The sequence below is a fragment of the Mesorhizobium sp. M1342 genome, from assembly GCF_040317955.1.
Classification (GTDB): domain Bacteria; phylum Pseudomonadota; class Alphaproteobacteria; order Rhizobiales; family Rhizobiaceae; genus Mesorhizobium.
This window is the reverse complement of the sequence record NZ_JAMYLI010000009.1, coordinates 32,122-54,313: the sequence shown is the minus strand read 5'-3', so window position 1 is coordinate 54,313 and position 22,192 is coordinate 32,122. Positions and strand designations below refer to the sequence as shown.

Genomic DNA, 22,192 nt, shown 5'->3' with positions numbered 1-22,192 from the left:
GCAGCGACTATGAGCAATTCAGAAGTGACCTATCTTTTCGATCCGCTCTGCGGCTGGTGCTATGGCGCCACCCCGATGCTCGACCGGTTGCCGGCCGCCGGCCTGAACGTCGAACTGCTGCCGACCGGCCTGTTCTCCGGCGCCGGCGCGCGTCCGATGGATGAAGGTTTTGCCGCCCATGCCTGGGCGAACGACCAGCGCATCGAGCGCCTGACCGGACAAGTGTTCACACCGGCCTACCGGCACAATGTCCTTGGCGTCCGCGGAACCCTGCTCGACTCGCATGCCGCCACGCTCGGTATCAGTGCCGCCGGCCTGGAAGATCCCAGCCGCCGGCTTGCCGCGCTGAAGACGATCCAGCGGGCGCGCTACGTGGATGGACGCGATGTCGTGACGATCGGCGGTGTGGCCGAGGTGCTCGCCGCCGCCGGCATGGCGGACGCCGCCGAGATGCTCAAGGCGCCGACCGAAACATTGCTGACGGCCTACCGCGAGATGGTCGGCCGCGGCCGCGCGCTGTTACAGCGCCTGCATGCCGATGGCGTGCCTTCGCTGGCGGTCATCCGCAACGATGCGCCCCGGCTCATCGGTTCGAACGCACTGTTCGGCAGCTTCGACAATCTCGTCGCCCATATCGCGGCGGCGTGATCCCCAGCAAATCTTCAACAAGGGAACTGAAAGACATGGCAAAAGTCGCTCTCATTGGTGCATCCGGCGCAGTTGGTTCGCGCCTTCTCAAAGAACTCTCCGATCGCGGCCACACCGTCACCGGCATTGCGCGCAACCCGGAAAAGATCGCGGCGCTGCCACGCGTGACGGCCAGGAAGGGCGACGTCTTCGACGAGCAGGGTCTTGCCGATCTGATCCGCGGCCATGATGTGGTGATCAGCACGGTGCATTTTCTGGACAGCGACGCCGACACGCTGATTGCCGCTGTGCGGGCCTCCGGCGTGAAGCGCTATCTCGTCGTCGGCGGCGCCGGCAGTCTCGAAGCCGCACCGGGCAAGCGGCTGGTCGATAGCCCCGACTTCCCGGCGATCTACAAGGCAGAAGCGCAGAAGGGCGCCGACTTTCTCGACAGATTGAAGACGGTCAGCGACCTCGATTGGACGTTCCTGTCGCCATCCGCGATGTTCGTGCCGGGCGAGCGCACCGGCAAATTCCGCCTCGGCAAGGACACGCTTCTCGCCTCCGACAAGGGGAGCAGCATTTCCTTCGAGGACTACGCGATCGTCATGGTCGATGAGATCGAGAAGCCGGCCCACATCAGGCAGCGCTTCACCGTCGGCTATTGAGCGAACGGGTGGTGGCGGCCGGAACTCAATCGAGGCCGGCCGACGCCAGCCGCATCAAGATTTCGCGGGCGGCGACGCCCCGGTAGGTCATCGGTGCCGACGCCGTCCCGTCTCGGTGCCTTGGGCAAAGCAAATGCTGGGCTGTCATGCCTGCGATCTCACTTTTCGGGATCATGGTCCGGCCCGGTTCAATCTTGGCGCGGCCGCCACCAGCGCCTTGCCGATGGCTGATTGCGGCGCGCCGATGACGGTTTGGGCATCGCCGTTTTCGGCAATTCGGCCGGCGTCGAGAAGGATGACGCGGTGAGCGACCGACCTGATGACGCCGAGATCATGTGAAATGAAGAGATAGGCGATCTTTTCCTGGCGTTGCAGGTCGAGCAAAAGCTCGAGGATCTCCCCGCGCACGGAGACGTCAAGCGCCGACACCGCCTCGTCGAGCACGATCAGCGACGGCTTCGTGACGATGGCGCGGGCAATGGCGACACGCTGCCGCTGGCCGCCGGAGATTTCATGAATGGCGCGCGGCGCGAGATTAGCCGTCAGCCCGACGCGCTCCAGCAACGCGGCGATGCGGCGCGGGCGCTCGGCGCGGGAGGCGATGCCATGGATGCGCAAGGGATCGTCGAGCACACGCGCCACCGTGGCGCGAGGGTTGAAGGCGGCCAATGGATCCTGGAACACCATTTGCAGGCGTGCGCGGCGTGCTCGCAGCGCGGCGCCGCTCAAGGCCAGGAAATCGTCGCTTTCGAATTCGATGCGTCCGTCGTCCGGCTCGATCAATCGCAGCACCAACCGCGCGATCGTCGACTTGCCGCTGCCCGAAGGTCCGGCCAACGCCAGCGTCTCACCGGGGTCGATGTGAAAGGAGACATCGTCGACGGCAGCGATGGTCTTGCCGCCGCGACGGTAGCGCTTGGTGAGGTTGGACACCGCCAGCAGGCTCATGCGTGGAGCCTGGCTCGGTTCAGCAACGGCCTGGTGTCGAGGCCTATATGGGCGTCGAGCAATGCACGCGTATAGGGCTGGGCCGGGGCGCCGACAATCTGCGCCGTCATGCCAAGCTCGACCAACTGGCCATGACGGAAAACGGCGATGCGCTCGGCAAGCTCGGCCGCCAGCGCGATGTCATGGCTGATGAACAGCAGCGTCATGCCGTCCTCGTTCACCAGTCGTCTGATCAAGGCGACGATCTCGGCCTGCACGATGGTATCGAGCGCGCTGGTCGCTTCGTCGGCGATCAGCAACTTCGGACCGGCCGCAATGGCGGCGGCGATCGCCACACGCTGCTTCTGGCCGCCGGAGAGCTGATGCGGGAAGGCGCGCAAGGCCGAGTCCGGATCTGGCAGGCGGACGCGCTCGAGCAGGCTTTTGGCCCTGGCATAGGACTGGGACCAGGTGAGGCCGAGATGCGTGCGCGCCACTTCGGCGATTTGCTTGCCGATGGTCATCACCGGATCGAGGCTGGCGGACGGGTCCTGGAAGACGAAGCCGATGTCGCGGCCGAGGCGGGGGATTTTGTTGAGTTCGGGTTTGAAAGGCTGGCGTTCCGTCACACCCCCCTCTGTCCTGCCGGACATCTCCCCCGCAAGGGGGGAGATCAGCAGCTTCGCCGACCGCTCCCCTTCCGCGACATTGGTGATTGGCGAAGGCAGAGGTGAGAGCGTAATCTCCCCCCTTGCGGGGGAGATGTCCGGCAGGACAGAGGGGGGTGCCTTGGCGCCCGATGAGGACAAAAACCAATCGATGCGACCTCCAACCTTGGCAGAAGCCGGCAGCAGCCCGGCAATGGCCAGTGCCAGCGTGCTCTTGCCCGAGCCGCTTTCGCCGATGATGGCGAGGCGTTCGCCAGCGGCGATGTCGAGGCTGACGCTCTTCAGTGCCGCCACCTCGCTGCCGTCGCGGCGGTAGGTCACCGTCAGGTCGCGGATCGTAGCCAGGGCGGTCACGAAAGGCCTCTCCTGACTGCCGTCGTCTCGACGATGCCTTCACCAGCGAGATAGACGCCGAGCACGGTCAGAACCAACGCTATGCCCGGGACGATCGACAGGAAGGGCGCGGTGCGCAGCACGGCGCGGCCTTCTGCTATCATGCCGCCCCAGGTGACCCGGTTGGGGTCGCCCAAGCCGAGGAAAGACAAGGCCGCTTCGGTGAGGATCGCGGCGGCGACGATCACCGACGACATCGCCAGCACCGGTGGCAAGGCGTTGGGCAGCACCTCGCGAAAGGCGATCGCCAGCGGGTGCATGCCGATGACCCTGGCCCCGGCGACATAATCGCGTTCGCGAATGGAGAGGACTTCAGCGCGGGCTACTCTAGCCGGTCCGGTCCAGGTGCCGAGAGCGATGGCAATCACGACGACGCCGAGCGACGGTCCGACGACGCTGACGAAGGCCAGCGCCAACAGGAAGCTCGGCACGGTCTGAAAGGCGTCGGTGACGCGCATCAGCACCTCGTCGACGAGGCCGCCGGCAAAGCCGGCCAATGTGCCGACCACCGCGCCGACGACAAGTGCCGCCGCCGCGGCCGCGAGCCCGACGGCCAGCGACGTGCGGGCGCCATGAAAAAGCTCGGCCAGCACGTTGCGGCCAAGCCGGTCGGTGCCGAGCGGCAGCGACCAGTCCTGGAACGGCGGCAGCAGTGCGGGGCCGGCGATGGCTTGGGGATCGCCTGGGAACAGCAGCGACGCCGACAGCGCCATGGCAATCAGCGCCGCGAGGAGGATGGCACCGGCAACCGCCTCAGGCACGCGCAGAAAGCGGCGGAGCGGGCTCATGCGCGGGCCTCGCTCGCGCCGACGCGCGGATCGAGGAAGGCGTAGGCGATGTCGACGAGCAAATTGATAACGATGACCAGGACGGCGCTGGTGAGGATAATGCCGAGCAGAAGCGGGGTGTCGCGGGAGGCGACCGCCTCCTGCGCCAGCCGGCCGAGGCCGGGCACGGAAAAGACGCTCTCGATGACGACGCTGCCGCCGAGCATCTGCGCCGACTGCAGGCCGAGCATGGTGACCAGCGGCAGCAGCGCATTGCGGGCGACGTGGGCGAGCACGATGCGACGGCGTGACAACCCTTTGGCGCGTGCGGCCAGGACGAAATCCTGCCGCCAGACCTCGGCCATGCCGGCGCGCATCATGCGCAGATAGAGCGCCAGATAGATGAAGCCGAGGGCGGAAACGGGCAGGATAAGATGGACAGCGATGTCGGCGACGCGATCAAGGCCGGTCTTGTCAGAGGCCAACGTCTCGATGCCGCCGATCGGCAGCCAGCGCAGATCGACGGCAAAGACGACGATCAGCACCAGTCCGAGCCAGAACCCAGGCACGGCATAAAGCGCCAGCGAACCGATCGACAGGAAGCGATCGCGAAAACTGCCCGGCCGCGCGCCGGCATAGATGCCGAGTGCCGAGCCGAGCCCGAAGGAAAGCGCGGTGGCGCTGACCATCAACAGCAGCGTGTTGGGCAGGCGCTCGAGGATGACGTCGCGGATCGGCCGGGAGAAGGTCACCGACTGGCCGAGGTCGAGATGCAGCAGCGCCCAGAGGTAATTGGCGAGCCGCGTCAGCTCCGACTGGTCGAGACCCCAGCGATGACGCAACAGCTCGATCATGCCGGCGTCGCCGCCGGTCGAGACGATATAGGCGTCGACCGCGTCGCCGGGAGCTGCTTCGAGCAGCAGGAAGGTGCCTATGACGACGATCAGCAGCACGAAGATGCTGCCGACGAGGCGACGGCGGATGAGCGTGAGGGCGCGGGTCATGGGAAAAGGACGCCGGCCTGATCGTGAGAGGTGCGGTGTCTGGGCACCCCCCTCTGTCCTGCCGGACATCTCCCCCGCAAGGGGGGAGATTGGATGTCACCGACGGCTTCGCCAATTTTCGAGGTTGCATAATTGGCGGGGCGGACAAATAGCCGATCTCCCCCCTTGCGGGGGAGATGTCCGGCAGGACAGAGGGGGGTGTGAAGGAACTCGGCCTTCGGCCAAATTCCCCTTTTCTCGCGAACTTTCATCCGCGCAATTCTGTCACGATTCCAGATACGTGTCCGCCCAGTTCGACACCGCCCAGCGCGGGTTGTTTGCTATGTTGCCGACAGTGTCGCGCGCGACGCTGATAAAACTCCATTCGGCGACGTTGATCAGCGGCAGGTCGGTGGCCACCTCCTTCTGGAATTCCTTGTAGAGGTCGGTGCGGGCTGATGTGTCGAGCGTTTCTGATGCCTTGGCGATGAGCGCGTCGAGCGCGTCGTTCTTGTAGCCGCCCTGGTTGGAGAACGGCACGCCGTCCGGAATGCCGCTCTGCACCAGGATGGTGGTCGAGATCGCCGGGTCGCCGCGGAACACCGGCGGGCCGACCGCGAGGTCGAAGGCGTGGTCGGTGTAGACCGCCTTGATGTGCGCGGCCGAGTCGTTGTTGACCAGTTGGGCGTCGATGCCGATGGCGGCGAGCGCCTGGCGCAGATAGTCGCCGAACTGCTTGGTCTCGTTGAAATAGGGCGCAGGCAGCAGTTTTAGCGTGAAGCGCTTGCCGTCCGGACCTTTCTTGTAGCCGGCCTCGTCGAGCAGCGCGTTGGCCTTGGCGACGTCGAAGGCATAGGTCGGCACATCGGCGGTGTAGAATTGCGGATCGTTCTTCGGCACCGGACCGGTGGCCGTGGCGGCATAGCCGAGGAACACCGTCTTGACGACGAAATCCTTGTCGATGGCGTGCGCGATCGCCTGGCGCACTTTCAGGTCGGCCAGTTCCTTGCGGCGATGGTTGATCTCGACGACGAGCTGATAGGTCAGCCCTTCGTAACCCTTGGAGATCACCTTCAGGCCTGGCACCTTGGAGATGCGGTCGAGGTCGGCCAGCGGCACGGCGGAGAAGGCCGCCAGTTGGATCTCTTCAGCCTCCAGCGCGCTCGCCGCTGACGTGCGATCCGGCAGCACCTGATAGATGATCTCGTCGAGATAGGGCTCGTCCTTGCCCCAGTAGTCGGTGTTTTTGGTCAGCCGGTAATATTGGCCGGCCTTGTACTCGCCGAATTTGAACGGCCCGGTGCCGACGGGCGCGTTGTTGGCCGGGTTTTCCTCGATCTTGCCGACCTCGTAGATGTGCTTCGGCACCACGCTGCTCAGCGCCGGCAGCGCGTTGCGGATCAGCTGGAACGGCGTCGGCTTGGCGAATTTGAAGACGGCGGTGAGATCGTCAGGGGTGTCGACGTTGGCCAGATCCTTGAACACAGTGCGGCCGAGATTCTGCAGCGGCTTCCAGATCTGCAGCGCCGAAAAGGCGACGTCGGCCGAGGTGAACGGCTTGCCGTCATGCCATTTGACGCCGTCGCGCAGTTTGAACGTCGCCGAGAGCCCGTCGGCGGCACCTTCCCAGCTCAGCGCCAGCCGTGGCGCAAGCCCGTCCTTGCCGTCGAATGAGGCTTCGGCCAGCGTTTCGACGATCTTGCTGGAGATGAAGAACACGCCGTTGGAGGCGACGATCGCCGGGTTGAGGTTGCGCGGTTCGGAATCGGCGGCAAGCACCAGCCGCCCGCCCTTCTTCGGCGTCTGCGCCCAGCCCGATGTCGGCATGGCGGTGGAGGCCAGCAGCATTGCCGAGCCGGCAAGCATCGTGCGTCTGGAAATCGTGAAACCTGACATGATCGAACTCCGTCCTCTCCGCGACCCGGTCGGGTGCGCCAATACCCCTCGGACGCCGGCAAGCCCGCCAGCATCCCTTGCGGCGGTGATTATGAGCTTTGCCGAGGGTTTCGCCAGAGACGGAATTGGCGCATCCTCGCTTGGCTTTGAAATTTTCGTCCGCTGGACCAGTTTGGAGGGCGTGGCTCATTTGATCATTCTGGTAGGACCAGATTGATTGAATATGCGACGAATGACAACAAAGAGACATAGAGAGACGACATTTCATCTCTTTCTGGCTGGACCAGAACGGGCAAAATGGTGCAGATTTGACCACTGCCAAGGGATCGGGAGCGGAACAGCGGCGATCCGGCTATTCAGGGAGAGAGAGATGAACATTGCTCCGGGCAAGAATGCGGTCGGCAATATCCCGTTCGACCAGGCAAGGGTCGACCGGCTGATGGAGGACGCCGGCATCGATGTGCTGCTCGCCACCTCCAAGCACAACACGCAATACCTGCTGGGCGGCTACAAGTTCATCTTCTTCGCCGCCATGGATGCGATCGGCCACAGCCGGTATCTGCCGATCGTCGTGTACGAAAAGGGCGGGCCGGACCATGCCGCCTATATCGGCAACCGCATGGAAGGCGGCGAACATCAGAACAACCCGTTCTGGACGCCGACGCTGCACGCCGCCTGCTGGGGCACGCTCGACGCTGCCAATCTCGCCGTCGAACATCTGCAGAAGATCGGCAAGGCCGGCGCCCGCATCGGCATCGAGCCTGGCTTCCTGCCGTCGGATGCCTATACGCTGATCCGCAAGGCGTTGCCGGACGCCAGACTGATCGATGCGACCGATATGCTGGAGCGCATGCGCGCCATCAAGACCGATGCCGAACTGGAGAAGCTGCGCACGGCCTCCGAACTGATCACCGATTCCATGCTGGCGACCATTGCCTGGGCACGCGAAGGCACGACCAAGGCCGAGATCATCGAGCAGCTGCGGCGCGAGGAAACCAATCGCGGCATTCATTTCGAATATTGCCTGCTGACGCTGGGCTCCAGCCACAACCGCGCCGCTTCACCGCAGGCGTGGAAGCAAGGCGAGGTGCTGTCGATCGATTCAGGCGGCAATTATCACGGCTATATCGGCGACCTCTGCCGCATGGGCATCCTCGGCGAACTGGATGCCGAACTTAGAGATTTGCTGGCCGAGGTCGAGACGGTGCAGCAGGCGGCCTTCTCCAAGGTCAAAGCGGGCACGCTGGGCGGCGACATGATTTCCCATGCCGAGGGCGTGCTGAAGGCCTCGAAGGTCGCGCCCTACACGGATTTCTTCGCCCATGGCATGGGCCTGATCACACATGAGGCGCCGTTCCTGATGACCAACCACCCGGTGACCTATGAAGGCACCTATGCGGCCAAGCCGCTGGAGAAGAACATGGTGCTTTCGGTGGAGACAACCATGCTCCACCCGACGCGCGGCTTCATCAAGCTGGAGGACACGCTGGCGGTGACGGATGCTGGTTATGCGATGTTCGGTGATCGGGGCCGGGGGTGGAACAGGGGTGCGAGCGCCTAGCTGGTATTGAGGCTGCTGCCCCCTCACCCGGAGCCGGCGATAATGCTCGTCTCTTCTCCCCTCGGGGAGAAGGTGGCCGCGAAGCGGCCGGATGAGGGGGCCTCCCAGCAAACGCGGGACGGAGGAAAGATCACTGCCCCGCCGGAAGCAGCCTGAAGTCCGGTAATTCCCGCAAAACCAGTTCGGGCCCTGCCGGCGAATAGACGACGAAAAGCTGCATCGGCCCGTCGCCGGTGTTGAGCGTCGAATGAAAGCGGCTTTCCGGGACATAGATGGTGCAGCCGGGGCCGACTTTTGCGACTACAGGATTGCCCTGCTCGTCCTCGACCATCTGCTCGCCGTTGCCGGAGATGACGAAGATGATTTCCTCGGCACCGGGATGATTGTGGCGTGTGTGGCCCTTGCCGGACGGCAGGTCGACGACGCCGCCGGAAAAGCGGGTCGCGCCATTCACCTCGGGCGCCACGGTCAACGCCAGCCTACCCCAGTCGAAGGCGAAGGCGCTGACTTCCTCCGGGTACACGAACACTTTGCTTTTGTCGGTCATCTCTCATCATCCCTTCTTTTTCTTCGTGGTCTTCTCGCCACCAAACGTCACCGATTTGAAATCAGCGGTCTGTCTGGCGATCGCAGCTTCCGCCGGCAGCCGTTCCATCGAGCTTGCGCCATAGAAGCCGTGCAGGCCCTTGCAGCGGTCGAGAATGTAGCGGGCGTCGTCCGGCATAGAGATCGGGCCGCCATGGCAAAGCAGGATGACATCCTTGCGCACCGAGCGGGCTGCGTTGGCAATGGCGTCGATCTCGACAACGCAGTCGTCGAGCGACTTGGCCGACGTCGCGCCGATCGAACCGCCGGTCGTCACACCCATATGAGCGACGACGATGTCGGCGCCGGCTTTGGTCATGGCGCGCGCTTCGTCGGGATTAAAGACATAGGGTGTGGTCAAGAGGTCGAGCTTGTGCGCCTCAGCGATCATGTCGACCTCAAGCCCGAAGCCCATGCCGGTCTCCTCGAAACTCTGCCGCATACTGCCGTCGAACAGACCGATGGTTGGAAAGTTCTGCACGCCGGAAAAGCCCATGGTCTTCAGCTCGGCCAGCAGCAGCGGCATGATGATGAAGGGATCGGTGCCGTTGACGCCGGCCAGCACCGGCGTCTTCTTGACTACCGGCAGCACCTCGTAGGCCATTTCCTTGACGATCTCGTTGGCGTTGCCATAGGCGAGCAGGCCGGCGGCCGAGCCGCGCCCGGCCATCCGGTAGCGGCCGGAATTGTAGATGATGATGAGGTCGATGCCGCCGGCTTCCTCGGCTTTCGCCGACAGGCCGGTGCCGGCGCCGCCGCCGACGATCGGCACGCCCTTGTCGATCATTCCCCTGAATTTCTTCAATATGTCCTTGCGCGGTATGGCGGGCATTTTTTTAGATCTCTCACTGTCTGGCGATGTCGAGGAAGGCTGATGTTGCAGCCTTTGCGAATTCGGGATCGTTGATGTGCAGCGGCAGGCGCGTCACGCGGCGCTTGCTGTTGGGCTTGATGGTGCGCTCGATGGCATCGAACAGAACGGCGTCGGCTTCCGGGTCGAAGAAGGCGCCGCCTTCGATGTCGAGCGCCGAGACGCCTTTTTCCGGGATGAGAAAATGCACCGGCCCCCCGCAGCGGGCGAGCCTGGTGCCGATCCACTCGCCGATCGCACGGCATTCGTCCGCCGTGGTGCGCATCAGCGTGACATTGGGATTGTGTTCGTAGAACAGCCGATCGCGATAGTGCTCCGGGATGGTCGAAGGCGCCCAGAAGTTCACCATGTCGAGCGCGCCGACGGAGCCGACATAGGGCAGCCCCGTGCGAGCGATGGCGCCGAAACGATCGTCAGTCGCCGGCAGCACACCGCCGAATAGCAGGTCGCAGACTTCGGTCGTGGTGATGTCTACGACGCCGGACAGCAAGCCGCTGTCGGCCAGCTTTTCCATGCTGCGGCCGCCTGTGCCGGTGGCGTGGAAGACCATGCAGTCATATCCAGAACGGAGCTGGTCGGCGATGGCGGTCACGCAAGGTGTGGTGACGCCGAACATGGTGAGGCCGATCGACGGCCGGCCGTCTGGCGGCGGCGCCGGTCTGGCCGCCATGCCTGATATGGCTTGAGCCGCATTATGCAGCACGACACGGGAGAGCCGGTTCAGTCCGGCCATGTCTGTCACCGCCGGCATCATGATGATGTCGGAGACATCGACGTAGGGTGCGGTATCGCCGGAGGCGAGCGTCGAGACCATGATCTTGGGCAAGCCGAGCGGCAGGGCGCGCATGCCCGACGTGATGATCGATGTGCCGCCACCGCCGCCGATGCCGATCATGGCTGCGATGTCGTTGCGCGATTGGGCAAAGCGGGCGAAGGCGATGCCCATCGCGGCGACCGCGGCGCCACGATCATTGCCGCCGAGCACGGCGTCACGGCCGCCGGGATGATGGTCGGCGATTTCCCTCGCGCTGATATCGACGGGGATGGTTGCGCCGCGCGTTCCGACATCGACACGGCTAACGAGGGCGCCCGCAGCAGCGATCGCATCGGCCAGGAAGGCGAGTTCCTCGCCCTTGGTGTCCGCGGTACCCACCACATAGATACGCTTCATTGCGCTCTCCCAATCCTGGCAGGCGCGATGCCGCCTCCATCGCTCATTGCCCGGGCCGCTCGACGATGCGGACGCCATTGCAAATTTTTGAGACGCGCGTATCGTATTGGCATGAATGTCTCACGTCAACAATCCGCTGCGAGCGACGACGCTGAACGGGCAACCGGTCCAGTGCCCGAACGTGGGCCGCGCGCGCGGACGAAACGGCTGATGCTGGAGACGGCAACAAGGCTGATGCAGGCGGGCGTCACACCTTCGGTCAGCGAGGTCGCCGAGGCGGCCGAGGTTTCCCGCGCCACCGCCTATCGTTACTTCCCGAGCCAGTCGGCACTGGTGCAGGCCGTCGTCGACGAGGGGCTGGGGCCGATCCTCACCTGGCAATCTACCTCCGCCGATGCCGAGCGCCGAGTCGCGGAGCTGTTCGACACGGCCATGCCGCGCATCGAGGCCTTCGAAGCCACGTTCAAGGCAGCACTGAAGCTGTCGCTCGATCAATGGGCGCGGCGTCAGGCCGGCACGCTGGGCGGTGAGCCCGCCTTCACGCGCGGCCATCGCATCGACTTGCTGAAGGAGGCGATCGCGCCGCTCAAGGGCCGTTTGCCGCCGCGCGACTTCAAGCGGCTGGCGCAGGCGCTGTCGCTTATCTTCGGCGTCGAGGTGCTGATCGTGCTCAAGGATATCTGGGGGCTGGACAGCCGCCGGACGATGTCGGTCGCACAGTGGGCGGCCGGGGCGCTGGTGCGTGCGGCAGTCGCGGAATCGGTCGATGAAGGAGGCAGCCTCGATCCGAAGGCAGTCATGAAATAGAGCCTAACTGGTTCGACCAGATTGGCATGCGCACTACCGATCTTAGCCGTTGGGTGGGGTATCGGACAATACCCAATCATATCACTGAGTAGGAAAATCTTGGTAAAACAGGCAGATAAAGCGGGAATCCCATGGCAATGGCCATGTCAAGCTGCCAAGAAAGGGCTTGACGTGCGTGCAAAATTGGTAATACCAGATTGGATCAGAAAAGCGGATCGAAAGTGAGGGCTGCGATCCATTTTCCGGCGGGGCGAGGAGGCTCCAAACCGGAAAGGTGCGATCACGGGAGGAACTACCAGGGCCGGCCACTTCGCCGGCTCGCACGATAAGGTAGAACGCGCACAAGGGAGGAAATCATTATGCGCAAGTTAGTGACCAGCGTACTTGCTGGTATCGGCTTAACGCTTGCCTGCGGAACGTCCGTTTACGCGCAGGAAAAATCACTCACCATCTTCTGGGCTGAATGGGATCCCGCAAACTATCTGCAGGAGCTCGGCAACGAGTACGAGAAGCAAACCGGCGTCAAGATCACGGTGGAAACCACCCCGTGGGCCGACTTCCAGACCAAGGCCTTCACCGAGTTCAACGCCAAGGGCAGCGCCTATGACCTGGTCGTCGGCGACTCGCAATGGCTTGGTGCCGCCTCCGAGGGCGGTCACTATGTCGACCTCACCGACTTCGTCAAAGAGAACCAGGTTCTCGACAAGATGGCTCCGGCGACGGTCAAGTTCTACTCCGAATATCCCGGCAACAGCGGCAAATACTGGTCGATCCCCGCCGAGGGCGACGCAGTGGGCTGGGCCTACCGCAAGGACTGGTTCGAGGACCCGAAGGAAATGGAAGCGTTCAAGGCCAAGTATGGCTACGAACTTGCCGTTCCCAAGACCTTCAAGGAAATGACCGACATCGCGGAGTTCTTCAATAGGCCCGACCAGAACCGCTACGGCATCGCCATCTACACCCAGAACCAGTATGACGGCCTGGCGATGGGCTTCGAGAACGCGCTGTTCTCGTATGGCGGTGAGCTCGGCGACTTCGGCACTTACAAGGTCGACGGCATCATCAACTCGGACAAGGCGGTAGCCGCGGCAGAAAACTACCGCAAGCTGTTCGGCTTCACGCCTCCGGGCTGGACCAACGCCTTTTTCGTCGAGAACAACCAGGCCATCACCGAAGGCCTGGCGGCGATGAGCATGAACTACTTCGCCTTCTTCCCCTCGTTGATCAACGAGGCGTCGAACCCGCATGCCAAGAACACCGGCTTCTTCGCCAACCCGGCAGGTCCAGGTGGTGAGCAATTCGCCGCGCTCGGCGGCCAGGGCATTTCCGTCGTCTCCTATTCCAACAACAAGGAAGAGGCGATGAAATTCCTGAAGTGGTTCATCCAGGACGATACGCAGAAGAAGTGGGCGGCCCTCGGCGGCTACACCTGCAACAAGGCCGTGCTGGAATCGGCCGAGTTCCAGAACGCCACGCCCTACAACAAGGCCTTCTACGACACGATGTTCAAGGTCAAGGACTTCTGGGCGGTGCCGGAATATGCGGAACTGCTGCAGCAGCTCAACCAGCGTGTCTATCCGTACATCGTAAACGGCGATGGTACGGCCAAGGAAATGCTGGATGCGCTGGCGAAGGATTGGGACGCCACGTTCAAGAAATACGGCCGCGGCCAATAACCGACATGTAGTGCGGAGGAGGCCCGTGCCTCCTCCGTTTTCTTTTTCAGGAATGGGAGCAGGTCTTGGCGACCACAATGATCACACCGCTGAATACCTCCTCCAGAGCCGCCTCTCGCGGCCTCAGCGACATTTCGATACGCAACCTTTTCATCATCCCGACGATCGTGTTCCTGATCGTCTTCAACATCTTTCCGCTGATCTATTCGCTCGGCTATTCTTTCACCGACTTCCGCGCATCGACCAATGCGCCGGCCAATTTCGTCGGACTGAAGAACTATCGCGAGCTCCTCAGCGATCCTTATATCTGGAACAATTTCGCGGTGACCGCGAAATACGTCATCGTCTCGGTCCTTGGTCAGGTTGTCGTCGGCTTTGGAACGGCGATGCTGCTCAATCGCACCATTCCGCTCAAGGGCCTGATCACGACATTGCTGCTCTTGCCGATGATGCTCTCGATGGCGGTGGTCGGCCTGTTCTGGAAACTGCTCTACGATCCGTCCTGGGGTGTCATCAACTACGTGCTCGACCTCGGCAAATTCCAATGGCTCGGCGATCCGAAGATGGCGCTCTACGCGGTCGCGTTCACAGACATCTGGATGTGGTCGCCCTTCGTCATGCTGTTGTCGCTCGCCGGGCTTTCGGCGGTGCCGAAGCATCTTTATGAAGCTGCCGCGATCGACCGCGCCGGGCCGTTCTATACCTTCTTCCGCATCACGCTGCCGCTGGTCGCGCCGATCCTGATGATCGCGGTCATCTTCCGCACCATGGAAGCCTTCAAGACTTTCGATCTTGCCTATGTGCTGTCGACGCAGCCGAGCACAGAGGTGATTTCCATCCGTCTCTACAAGATGGCTTTCCAGGAATGGCAGACGGGGCGCTCCTGCGCGCTTGCCTATATCGTGCTGATCATGGTGCTGGCGATTACCAACATCTATGTGAAATACCTCAACAAAGTTAAGGAGCGCTGAGATGGCGGCCGTCCAGACTTCGGGTGAACGGGCGCTCAACAAGGTCGCTATTGTCGCCGTCCTTTTGGTGACGATCATCTTCCTGGCGCCGATCTACTGGATCGTGTCGACCTCGTTCAAGCCACGCAACCTGGCCACGACGATCCCGCCGACCGTGATGTTCGAGCCGACCATCTCGCCTTTCGTCAAACTCTTCACAAAGCGCTCACAGTTGCGCAGCCCGCCGTCGGCCGAAGAATATGCCGCCGCCCCGTGGTGGGAGCGCGTCGTGTTCGACGGCGGCGAGAAGATCGTGCGCGACGGCAAGGGCCAGGTGCAATGGTCGGGATATCCGAGCCGCTTCCTGAACTCGCTCATCATCGCCATTACTTCGACGGTGTTGGCGGTCGGCATGGGGACATTCACCGCCTATGGCTTCTCGCGCTTCAAGGTGAAAGGGGAGGCGGACCTGCTCTTCTTCATCCTGTCGACGCGCATGTTGCCGGCGGTGGTGGTGGCCATTCCGATGTTCCTGATGTACCGGGCCGTCGGGCTCAACGACACGCATCTGGGCCTGATCATTCTCTACACCGCCTTCAACCTGTCCTTCTCCGTGTGGCTGATGAAGGGTTTCATGGACGAGATCCCGAAGGAGTATGAAGAGGCAGCGCTTGTCGATGGTTACACGCGCATGGAGGCGTTCTTCAAGATCGTGCTGCCGGAGGCCGCCACGGGCATCGCCGCCACCGCCGTGTTCTGTTTCATCACCGCGTGGAACGAATACGCCTTTGCGCTGATCATGACCAACCGCCGCGCCCAGACCGCGCCTCCCTTCATCCCGAGCCAGGTCGGTTCGGGCCTGCCGGACTGGACGGTGATCGCCTCCGGAACCTTCCTGTTCCTGCTGCCGGTCGCCATCTTCACCTTCCTGCTTCGCAACCATCTGTTGCGCGGCATGTCCTTCGGAGCGATCCGCAAATGAGTTTTCGCGCCATCAACCAGAAATACCTCGAGCCCGGATCGCAGATCCTGATGGTGCTCGGCATCATCGCGCTCTGCCAGCCCTGGAGCATGCTGCTGCACAGCTATGGACTGACCATCATCCTGATCGGACTCGTCGGCTTCAACGTAACCTCCAAGATCGCGCCCGAGGAAAAGGCCGGCACCGGCCAGGTGCGCAATCCGGGAGCACAGCATTGACCCAGATCGAGCTTCGCGGCGTCCAGAAATTCTTCGGCGCCGTCCAGGTCATCAAGGACCTGAACCTCAAGATCGCCGACAACGAGTTCATCGTGCTGCTCGGCCAGTCGGGCTGCGGCAAGACGACAACGCTGCGCGCCATCGCCGGGCTGGAAACCATCGACGAGGGCGACATCTTCATCGACGGCAAGCCGGTACAGCATTTGAAGGCCGCCGACCGCGACATCGCCATGGTGTTCCAGTCGTTCTCGCTCTATCCGCATATGAGCGTCTACGAGAACATCGCCTTCCCCTTGCGTGCCACGCGCAAGAGCAAGACGGAGATCGACAGCGAGGTTCGCTCCGTCGCCAAGACGCTGCAGATCACCGACCTGCTGGACAAGAAGCCGTCGGCGCTCTCGGGTGGCGACATGCAGCGCGTCGCCATCGGCCGGGCGCTGGTGCGGCGGCCGAAGGCCATGCTGATGGACGAGCCGATCGGCGCGCTCGACGCCAAGCTGCGCGAGGAGATGCGCGCGGAAATCAAGCGGCTGCACATCAAGCAGGGCTCGACCACCATCTATGTCACGCACGACCAGATCGAGGCGATGAGCCTGGCCGACCGCATCGTCATCATGCACGCAGGCGTCCTGCAGCAGGTCGGCACGCCCGACGAGGTCTATTCGCAGCCGGCAAATCTGTTCGTGGCGCAATTCGTCGGCAGCCCGGTGATGAATGTCACCGATGCCGCGGTCGCCGAGACCGGATCCGCGGTCTCGGTAACGGTCGGCGGCGCGGCTTCCGGCTTCGAATTTCCGCAGGCATTGCTGTCGAAGCTCAACGGCCATGCCGGGCGGCAGCTCGCGCTGGGCATCCGCCCGGAGGGCGTGCTCATTCGGCGCGAGGCGACCGAGGGCTTCGTGCCTGTCGACACGCATATCGTCGAGCCGCTCGGCTCCTTCGACATCGTCGATCTCAAGGTCGGAACCGAGTTGCTGCGGGCCCGCACCAAGAGCGGCTTCGTTGCCGGACCCGGTGAAAGGGTCTTCGCCAGGATCGACCCGACCCAGGCGCACTTCTTCGACAAGGCAAGCGGCAAGTCGCTTGAGGTGAGACTCTGATGGCCCATATCCAGCTCAAGAACATCTCGAAGACCTTCGGCAACCACACTGCGCTCACCGGGCTCGATCTCGACATTGCCGATGGCGAGTTCTTCGTGCTGCTGGGCGAGACGGGCGCCGGCAAGACGACGACGCTGCGGCTTATCGCCGGCCTGGAAAAGCCGAGCGAAGGCCAGGTCTTCATCGACGGCGTCGACGTCGCCGACTGGGGTGCGGCCGAGCGTGACGTGGCGCTGGTGCTGCAGCAATATTCGCTCTATCCGCGCTACACGGTGCGCGAAAATCTCGAATTCCCGCTCAAGCCGAAAATCCGCCGGCTGCCCGACGCCGAGATCAAGGATCGCGTCGACCGTGCCGCCCGTACGCTGCGGATCGAGCATCTGCTCGACCGCAAGACGGATCGGCTGTCCGGCGGCGAGATGCAGCGCGTCTCGATCGGCCGCGCCATCGTGCGCAAGCCGCGTGTGTTCCTGATGGACGAGCCGCTGTCGGCGCTCGACGCAAAGCTGCGCGAGGCGCTGCGGACTGAACTGAAGAACCTGCAGATGCAGCTCGGCGCCACCTTCCTGTTCGTCACCCACGACCAGATCGAGGCGATGTCGATGGGCGACAAGGTGGGCGTGCTCAACCATGGCCGCATCGTCCAGACCGGTACGCCGCACGAGATCTACAACAACCCGCGCGACACCTATGTGGCGAGCTTCGTCGGCTCGCCGCCGATGAACCTCATCGACGGCAAGCTTGTGAACGGCCGCGCGGTGATGGCTCCGTTGAATTTCGAACTGCCATTTTCAGGGGGCGCCAAGATTTTCGGGGGGCTAAAGGCGGGTGCGGCGACCGACGGTCGCCCGCTCGTCTTCGGCATTCGTCCCGAGGACGTCTATCTCGAGAGCGGCGCGCCGGTCGAGGCGCGCGTCCACGACGTCGAGAACCACGGCGTCGAAAAGATCCTGACGCTGCGCGTCGGCGACGCGACGCTGCGTGCCACCGTGCCGGCCAGGACCGACGTCGCCATCGAGCAGGCGGTGCGCTTTGCCTGGAACCCCGACAAGGTGGTGCTGTTCGACAAGGGCAGCGGCGTCAGTTTGCGACACGCCTCATAGGCTGCATCCCAGCCTATTTCTGGAAGTAGGTTTCGTAGGGCGTGTCGTTGATCAGCAGGATCACGCATTCCGTGTCGGAGACGCAGGCGTCGTCATGCATCTCATCGGCCTTCTGGGTCCAATAGGATCCAGGAGGCAGTTCGACCTTGGTCGCCTCGCCGCCATCCATCTGCCAGTGCGCCCACAGCCCCTTTATGACCACCGCGCGATAATCCGCGGTGTGCGCATGGACCGGTGCACGCCAGTTGCCGGGAACCTTCAGCAACGTGCCTGCCGGGCCCTTGGCCCGCTCGCCCCACAATGGGCCAAGACGATGCGGCTGGTCGGGTACTTCCGCCACATAGGGGATCTTGTCGGCCGGCAGGTAGCTGTCCTCGAGGGCAAAGGCGCGCCCGGGAACCGCAAGCATGACGGCGAGTGCGATGACCTTCGGATGATTTGGCATTGGTTCTCCTCTTCGGACCGACTGGCCGCCGGCCTCTCGCTGCTTGGTTCTGGCAAGCTATTGCATGCGGGTGGCCCGGCAATGGCATTGCGTCCGGAAGGCTTGGCAATTCATCCAGACCCGGCAATCCGCGGCCGCGGATCCGGGATCGCCTCAGCGGTTTCCGGAGGTACCGTCGACAGTGCGCAGGTGGCTGGGCGCGATGCCTATGATGCGCTTGAACGCCCGGCTGAACGACGCTTCGGAATCGTAACCCAGTCTGGCGGCGACCACTGATACCCGCATCCGATCGTCGATCAGCCATTGCCGCGCCTGGTGCATGCGTATGCGGGCGACATATCTCGCCGGTGTTTCGCCAACGATGGCCGTGAAGCGTTCGGCGAAGGCCGATCGCGAGGCGCCCATTTCGCGCGCGAGCGCTTCGACGGTCCAGTTCCTGTCGGGTTGCAGATGAATGGCGGCAAGTACGCGGCCGATGTCGCGATCCTTGATCGCCGCGATCCAGCCTCTGGTGTCGCCGCCACTGTTTTCTACCCAGGAACGGATGATGCTTGCAGCCAGCACGTCGGCCAGTCGCGCCAGCATGCCGCCAGAGCCGGCCCGGTTCATGGTGATTTCGGCGGCCATGGCTTCCAGCAGATGCGGAATACCTGGCTCGCCAGCCATCAATTCCTTGGCGCGCATCATGTCCGGCATCATGCCCAGCAAGGGGTGCGACCCGTTCAGGTTGAAGTGCATGCTGCCGCAAAACAGCAAGGTTTTCGGGCCGTGGCCGCCGTTGGAGACATTGAAGACATTGTCCTGCAAAGGCTCGACAGTGTAGCTTTCGATCGGCACGGCCGGAATGCCAGGCGCGCTGGCAACGACATGCTCGGCACCGCGCGGCAAGAGCAATGCATCGCCGGGTGTCAGCTCAATCCATTCCCCGGCTGGCGAAAACAGCCAGCAGTGGCGGCGGCCGATAAAGTGAAACCTTGCTGCCTTCTGGGCAGGAAACAACACGGCCCATGGGTCTGAAAGTTCGCAGCGGCCATAGTCGACGCCATCAAGCCGCAATCCGCGCAAGATGTCGGTTAGCGGACCGTCCGAGGCCGGGAAGGCAGTCTTGGGCGAGGTGAAAACCATGCTGATTTCTCTAGCCTGGAATCACCAGTCCGTCACGGCCTCCATGCGTCAGCTCAGGGGCAACAAACTCGGGCCAACGGGTTCTTCCGCCGGGGTGTCGGCTGACGTAGCATCAAACGCAAAACCCACCTGTGCGGCGGGTCACTGGCGCAAATCAGCACCATGGGCAAAAATGTAGCATAGCTGAGGTCACCGAGTCAAGAAAAAATTCCTATCGCGAAAAGCTGCCGGCAAAAAAAACTGCCGGGACCGCCGAACTGGGTGCTGCCTTTGTCAAGCTGAGTTCGGAACCCTGTGCGTCAGCTGGCCTGGCGGATATCGGCCTGTTCCTCGGCCCGGAGATGGCTGGGCGCCGAGCCGATGACGCGCTTGAAGGCGCGGCTGAAGGCGGCGTCCGATTCATAGCCGAGACGCGCCGCAACGACGGAGATCTTGATCCGGTCGCGGACCAGCCATTGTCGTGCCTGATGCATTCTGACCTGGGTGACATATTTTGCCGGGGTTTCGCCGACGATGGTGGCGAAGCGATCGGCAAATCCCGATCGCGAGGCGCCCATCATCCTGGCCAGCGACTCGACCGTCCAGTCATGGTTTGGCTCGAGATGGATGGCGGCCAGCACGCGGCCGATTTCCGGGTCCCTGACGGCGGCGATCCAGCCGGAGGCGTCGCCGCAGCCGCGCTCGACCCATGAGCGGATGACGGTGGCGGCCAGTACGTCGGCCAGCCGCGCCAGGATGCCGCCGGAGCCGACGCGCTCCATCGTCACCTCACGCTCCATCGATTCCAGCAGATGCGGAATGCCGGGCTCATAGGCTTCCAACTCATGCGTGTGCATCACATCCGGCATCATGCCGAGCAGGGGGTGCAGGCCATCGAGATTGAAGTACATGCTGCCGCAAAACAACAGGGTTCCCGGCCGGCAGCATTCCGACATGCCTTCGTTCGACGTGCAGTAGACGTCCTTGCAGACCTCCTCGACTTCGTAGCCGTGGATCGGCCAGGCCTGGGCGCCGGGCTCGCTGGCCAGCACGTGCGCCGCACCGCGCGGCAGCAGCACCGCGTCGCCTGCCTTGAGTTCCACCCATTCGCCGGATGGCTGCTTCAGCCAGCAGCCTTTGCGGCCGATGAAATGAAACCGCGCCGCTGGCTGGGCTGGAAACTGAATGCCCCAGGGTTCCTTCAGTTCGAAGCGGCCGTATTCGACGCCATCGAGGCGCAGGCCGCGCAAAATGTCGGTGAGCGGGTCGCCAGTGATCGGAATTTTGGACGAATTGTCAAGCATGATGGGGTTTCTAGCATGGAAACTCCAGGTGGTCACTCCCTATGTTGCGTTGCAGCCAAATGCTGCGCTGCAAAACAACTCGGAGACTGACCATGGCCGAACAGGCGACAGGCGTCATCGACGCCACACTTTTGAACCCTGCGGACTCCGACGAACGAACCGAGCCGGCCTGGGGCGCCGTTGTTTCGCTGGCACTTGGTGTTTTTGGCCTCGTCACCGCTGAATTTCTCCCCGCCAGCCTGCTGACGCCGATGGCGCGCGATCTCGGCATCAGCGAAGGCGTGGCCGGACAGGCGGTGACGGCAACCGCGATCGTCGGAGCCATTGCCGCACCCACCATGGCCATCATCACCAGGCGTATGGATCGCAGGCTGGTGATGTGGATGCTGACCGTATTCCTGATCCTGTCCAATCTCCTGGCCACCTTTGCCTCATCGCTGCCCGTGCTTCTGCTTGCCCGTGTCGTGCTCGGCGTGGCACTTGGCGGCTTCTGGGCGATGTCGGCGGCGATGGCGCTGCGGCTGGTGCCGATGCGATTGATGCCGCGCGCCATGTCGATCATCCTGACAGGCGTTTCGCTGGCGACCGTCTGCGCGGCGCCGGTCGGCGCCTATGTTGGTGACGTCTGGGGCTGGCGCACGGCATTCATGATTGCGACCGTCGTCGCCGCCCTGGCGCTGCTGGTGCAGCTGGCCACCATTCCGAAATTGCCCCCCGTGGGTGTGGCGAGCTTCCGCACCTTGCTCGACGTGCTGAAGCGTCCGTCGATCAGGGTGGCGCTGCTGGTCGTGCTGCTGGTCGCTTCGGGACACTTTGCCGGCTTCACCTATGTCCGTCCCTTCCTCGAGAAGGTCCCCGTGCTCGACATCGAGACGATCTCGCTGGTGCTGCTGGCCTATGGCATTGGCGGTTTCTTCGGCAATGTCGCCGGCGGTATCCTGGCCGAGCGCAGCCTCAAGGCAGCCGTTGCGCTGGCGCCGTTGCTGATCGCACTGGCCGCCGCCTCGATGCTGGGTTTCGGGGCTTCGCCGACGATCGCCGCTGCCGCCGTCGCGGTCTGGGGCTTTGCTTTCGGCGCGGTGCCGGTCGGGCTGCAGAGCTGGCTGGTGCGGGCCGCGCCCGATCAGGCCGAAAGCGCCGGCGGGCTGATGGTGGCGACGTTCCAGGTGGCGATTGCGCTCGGCGCAGTCTTCGGCGGTCTGCTGGTCGACCATACCGGCGTGGCCAGCGCCTTCGCCTATTGCGGCGCGGCGACACTGCTGGCGGCCATCGTGGTGTTCCTGCGCGGCCCGAAGCGCGCCGAGTAGCCTGGACGCGATCAGGCTTCCCTGACACTGCGCGTCGGCCTGAGAACTGTCACGGTTCTCGGGCCGCTGCCGTTGTGAT

At 63.3% G+C, this 22,192-nt stretch carries 22 protein-coding genes; 11 read left to right on the top strand and 11 right to left on the bottom strand.

The annotated features are described in order from the left end of the window. The first annotated feature begins 9 nt into the window (after window positions 1-9). Together NKH06_RS11150 and NKH06_RS11145 are read left to right on the top strand one after the other, a co-directional pair. On the top strand, window positions 10-648 hold the full coding sequence (locus NKH06_RS11150) for a DsbA family protein (protein WP_352440803.1): 639 nt from the start codon (window positions 10-12) through the stop codon (window positions 646-648). A gap of 35 nt (window positions 649-683) precedes the next feature. Then, window positions 684-1,295: an NAD(P)-dependent oxidoreductase gene (locus NKH06_RS11145; protein ID WP_352440804.1), complete on the top strand. Its 612-nt coding sequence runs from the start codon at window positions 684-686 to the stop codon at window positions 1,293-1,295. Window positions 1,296-1,466: 171 nt separating this feature from the next. On the opposite strand, the gene NKH06_RS11140 is transcribed toward NKH06_RS11145, so the two are convergent. From NKH06_RS11140 to NKH06_RS11120, 5 genes are all read right to left on the bottom strand, one after another. After that, window positions 1,467-2,243: an ABC transporter ATP-binding protein gene (locus tag NKH06_RS11140; RefSeq protein WP_352440805.1), complete on the bottom strand. Its 777-nt coding sequence runs from the start codon at window positions 2,241-2,243 to the stop codon at window positions 1,467-1,469. Beyond that, on the bottom strand, window positions 2,240-3,244 hold the full coding sequence (locus tag NKH06_RS11135) for an ABC transporter ATP-binding protein (protein ID WP_352440806.1): 1,005 nt from the start codon (window positions 3,242-3,244) through the stop codon (window positions 2,240-2,242). Before NKH06_RS11135 ends, NKH06_RS11140 begins: the two co-directional genes overlap by 4 nt. After that, a complete protein-coding gene (locus NKH06_RS11130) occupies window positions 3,241-4,071 on the bottom strand; it encodes an ABC transporter permease (protein WP_352440807.1) in 831 nt (276 codons plus the stop codon). Before NKH06_RS11130 ends, NKH06_RS11135 begins: the two co-directional genes overlap by 4 nt. Then, the gene (locus NKH06_RS11125; protein WP_352612873.1) at window positions 4,068-5,054 is read right to left on the bottom strand and encodes an ABC transporter permease; all 987 of its coding nucleotides are present in this window, start codon (window positions 5,052-5,054) and stop codon (window positions 4,068-4,070) included. Before NKH06_RS11125 ends, NKH06_RS11130 begins: the two co-directional genes overlap by 4 nt. Before the next feature lie 264 nt (window positions 5,055-5,318). Beyond that, window positions 5,319-6,929, bottom strand: coding sequence for an ABC transporter substrate-binding protein (locus NKH06_RS11120; protein ID WP_352440809.1), 1,611 nt, complete (start codon window positions 6,927-6,929; stop codon window positions 5,319-5,321). Between the two features lie 370 nt (window positions 6,930-7,299). On the opposite strand from NKH06_RS11120, the gene NKH06_RS11115 reads away from it, so the two are divergent. After that, entirely contained in the window at window positions 7,300-8,490 is a 1,191-nt protein-coding gene (locus NKH06_RS11115; protein ID WP_352440811.1) for a M24 family metallopeptidase, read from the top strand. 130 nt (window positions 8,491-8,620) lie between these two features. Here NKH06_RS11115 and NKH06_RS11110 read toward each other — a convergent pair whose 3' ends face one another. Genes NKH06_RS11110 through NKH06_RS11100 form a run of 3 tightly spaced genes read right to left on the bottom strand, consistent with a single transcriptional unit; the run spans window position 8,621 to window position 11,117 of the window. Continuing rightward, window positions 8,621-9,037, bottom strand: a complete 417-nt coding sequence (locus NKH06_RS11110; RefSeq protein WP_352440812.1) for a cupin domain-containing protein — start codon at window positions 9,035-9,037, stop codon at window positions 8,621-8,623. Window positions 9,038-9,043: 6 nt separating this feature from the next. Next, window positions 9,044-9,907, bottom strand: coding sequence for a phosphoenolpyruvate hydrolase family protein (locus tag NKH06_RS11105; RefSeq protein WP_352440813.1), 864 nt, complete (start codon window positions 9,905-9,907; stop codon window positions 9,044-9,046). 13 nt (window positions 9,908-9,920) lie between these two features. Beyond that, window positions 9,921-11,117 (bottom strand): Tm-1-like ATP-binding domain-containing protein, encoded by a 1,197-nt coding sequence (locus NKH06_RS11100; RefSeq protein WP_128304529.1) that lies wholly within the window; start codon window positions 11,115-11,117, stop codon window positions 9,921-9,923. Window positions 11,118-11,228: 111 nt separating this feature from the next. Here NKH06_RS11100 and NKH06_RS11095 point away from each other — a divergent pair, with 111 nt between their 5' ends. The 7 genes from NKH06_RS11095 to NKH06_RS11065 all read left to right on the top strand — a co-directional run bounded on the left by NKH06_RS11095 (window position 11,229) and on the right by NKH06_RS11065 (window position 17,953). Further along, a complete protein-coding gene (locus NKH06_RS11095) occupies window positions 11,229-11,924 on the top strand; it encodes a TetR/AcrR family transcriptional regulator (RefSeq protein WP_352893072.1) in 696 nt (231 codons plus the stop codon). 359 nt (window positions 11,925-12,283) lie between these two features. Next, entirely contained in the window at window positions 12,284-13,600 is a 1,317-nt protein-coding gene (locus NKH06_RS11090) for an ABC transporter substrate-binding protein (protein ID WP_127293507.1), read from the top strand. Between the two features lie 65 nt (window positions 13,601-13,665). Further along, window positions 13,666-14,571, top strand: a complete 906-nt coding sequence (locus tag NKH06_RS11085) for a carbohydrate ABC transporter permease (RefSeq protein ID WP_027037798.1) — start codon at window positions 13,666-13,668, stop codon at window positions 14,569-14,571. A gap of 1 nt (window position 14,572) precedes the next feature. After that, window positions 14,573-15,532 (top strand): carbohydrate ABC transporter permease, encoded by a 960-nt coding sequence (locus NKH06_RS11080; RefSeq protein WP_027037797.1) that lies wholly within the window; start codon window positions 14,573-14,575, stop codon window positions 15,530-15,532. Then, window positions 15,529-15,750 (top strand): hypothetical protein, encoded by a 222-nt coding sequence (locus tag NKH06_RS11075; protein ID WP_027037796.1) that lies wholly within the window; start codon window positions 15,529-15,531, stop codon window positions 15,748-15,750. The genes NKH06_RS11080 and NKH06_RS11075 overlap by 4 nt, the downstream gene beginning before the upstream one ends. Beyond that, window positions 15,747-16,850: an ABC transporter ATP-binding protein gene (locus NKH06_RS11070; RefSeq protein ID WP_023812449.1), complete on the top strand. Its 1,104-nt coding sequence runs from the start codon at window positions 15,747-15,749 to the stop codon at window positions 16,848-16,850. Before NKH06_RS11075 ends, NKH06_RS11070 begins: the two co-directional genes overlap by 4 nt. Further along, the gene (locus NKH06_RS11065) at window positions 16,850-17,953 is read left to right on the top strand and encodes an ABC transporter ATP-binding protein (RefSeq protein ID WP_352612886.1); all 1,104 of its coding nucleotides are present in this window, start codon (window positions 16,850-16,852) and stop codon (window positions 17,951-17,953) included. Before NKH06_RS11070 ends, NKH06_RS11065 begins: the two co-directional genes overlap by 1 nt. A 13-nt stretch (window positions 17,954-17,966) precedes the next feature. On the opposite strand, the gene NKH06_RS11060 is transcribed toward NKH06_RS11065, so the two are convergent. The 3 genes from NKH06_RS11060 to NKH06_RS11050 form a co-directional block, all read right to left on the bottom strand. Beyond that, entirely contained in the window at window positions 17,967-18,398 is a 432-nt protein-coding gene (locus tag NKH06_RS11060; RefSeq protein ID WP_127293503.1) for a DUF4437 domain-containing protein, read from the bottom strand. A 153-nt stretch (window positions 18,399-18,551) separates the two neighbouring features. Further along, the gene (locus NKH06_RS11055; RefSeq protein WP_352893070.1) at window positions 18,552-19,523 is read right to left on the bottom strand and encodes an AraC family transcriptional regulator; all 972 of its coding nucleotides are present in this window, start codon (window positions 19,521-19,523) and stop codon (window positions 18,552-18,554) included. A gap of 299 nt (window positions 19,524-19,822) precedes the next feature. After that, window positions 19,823-20,806: an AraC family transcriptional regulator gene (locus NKH06_RS11050; RefSeq protein ID WP_352893067.1), complete on the bottom strand. Its 984-nt coding sequence runs from the start codon at window positions 20,804-20,806 to the stop codon at window positions 19,823-19,825. 92 nt (window positions 20,807-20,898) lie between these two features. Between NKH06_RS11050 and NKH06_RS11045 the strand changes: the two genes are divergently transcribed. Further along, on the top strand, window positions 20,899-22,113 hold the full coding sequence (locus NKH06_RS11045; protein ID WP_352893066.1) for an MFS transporter: 1,215 nt from the start codon (window positions 20,899-20,901) through the stop codon (window positions 22,111-22,113). Window positions 22,114-22,192: the final 79 nt, after the last annotated feature.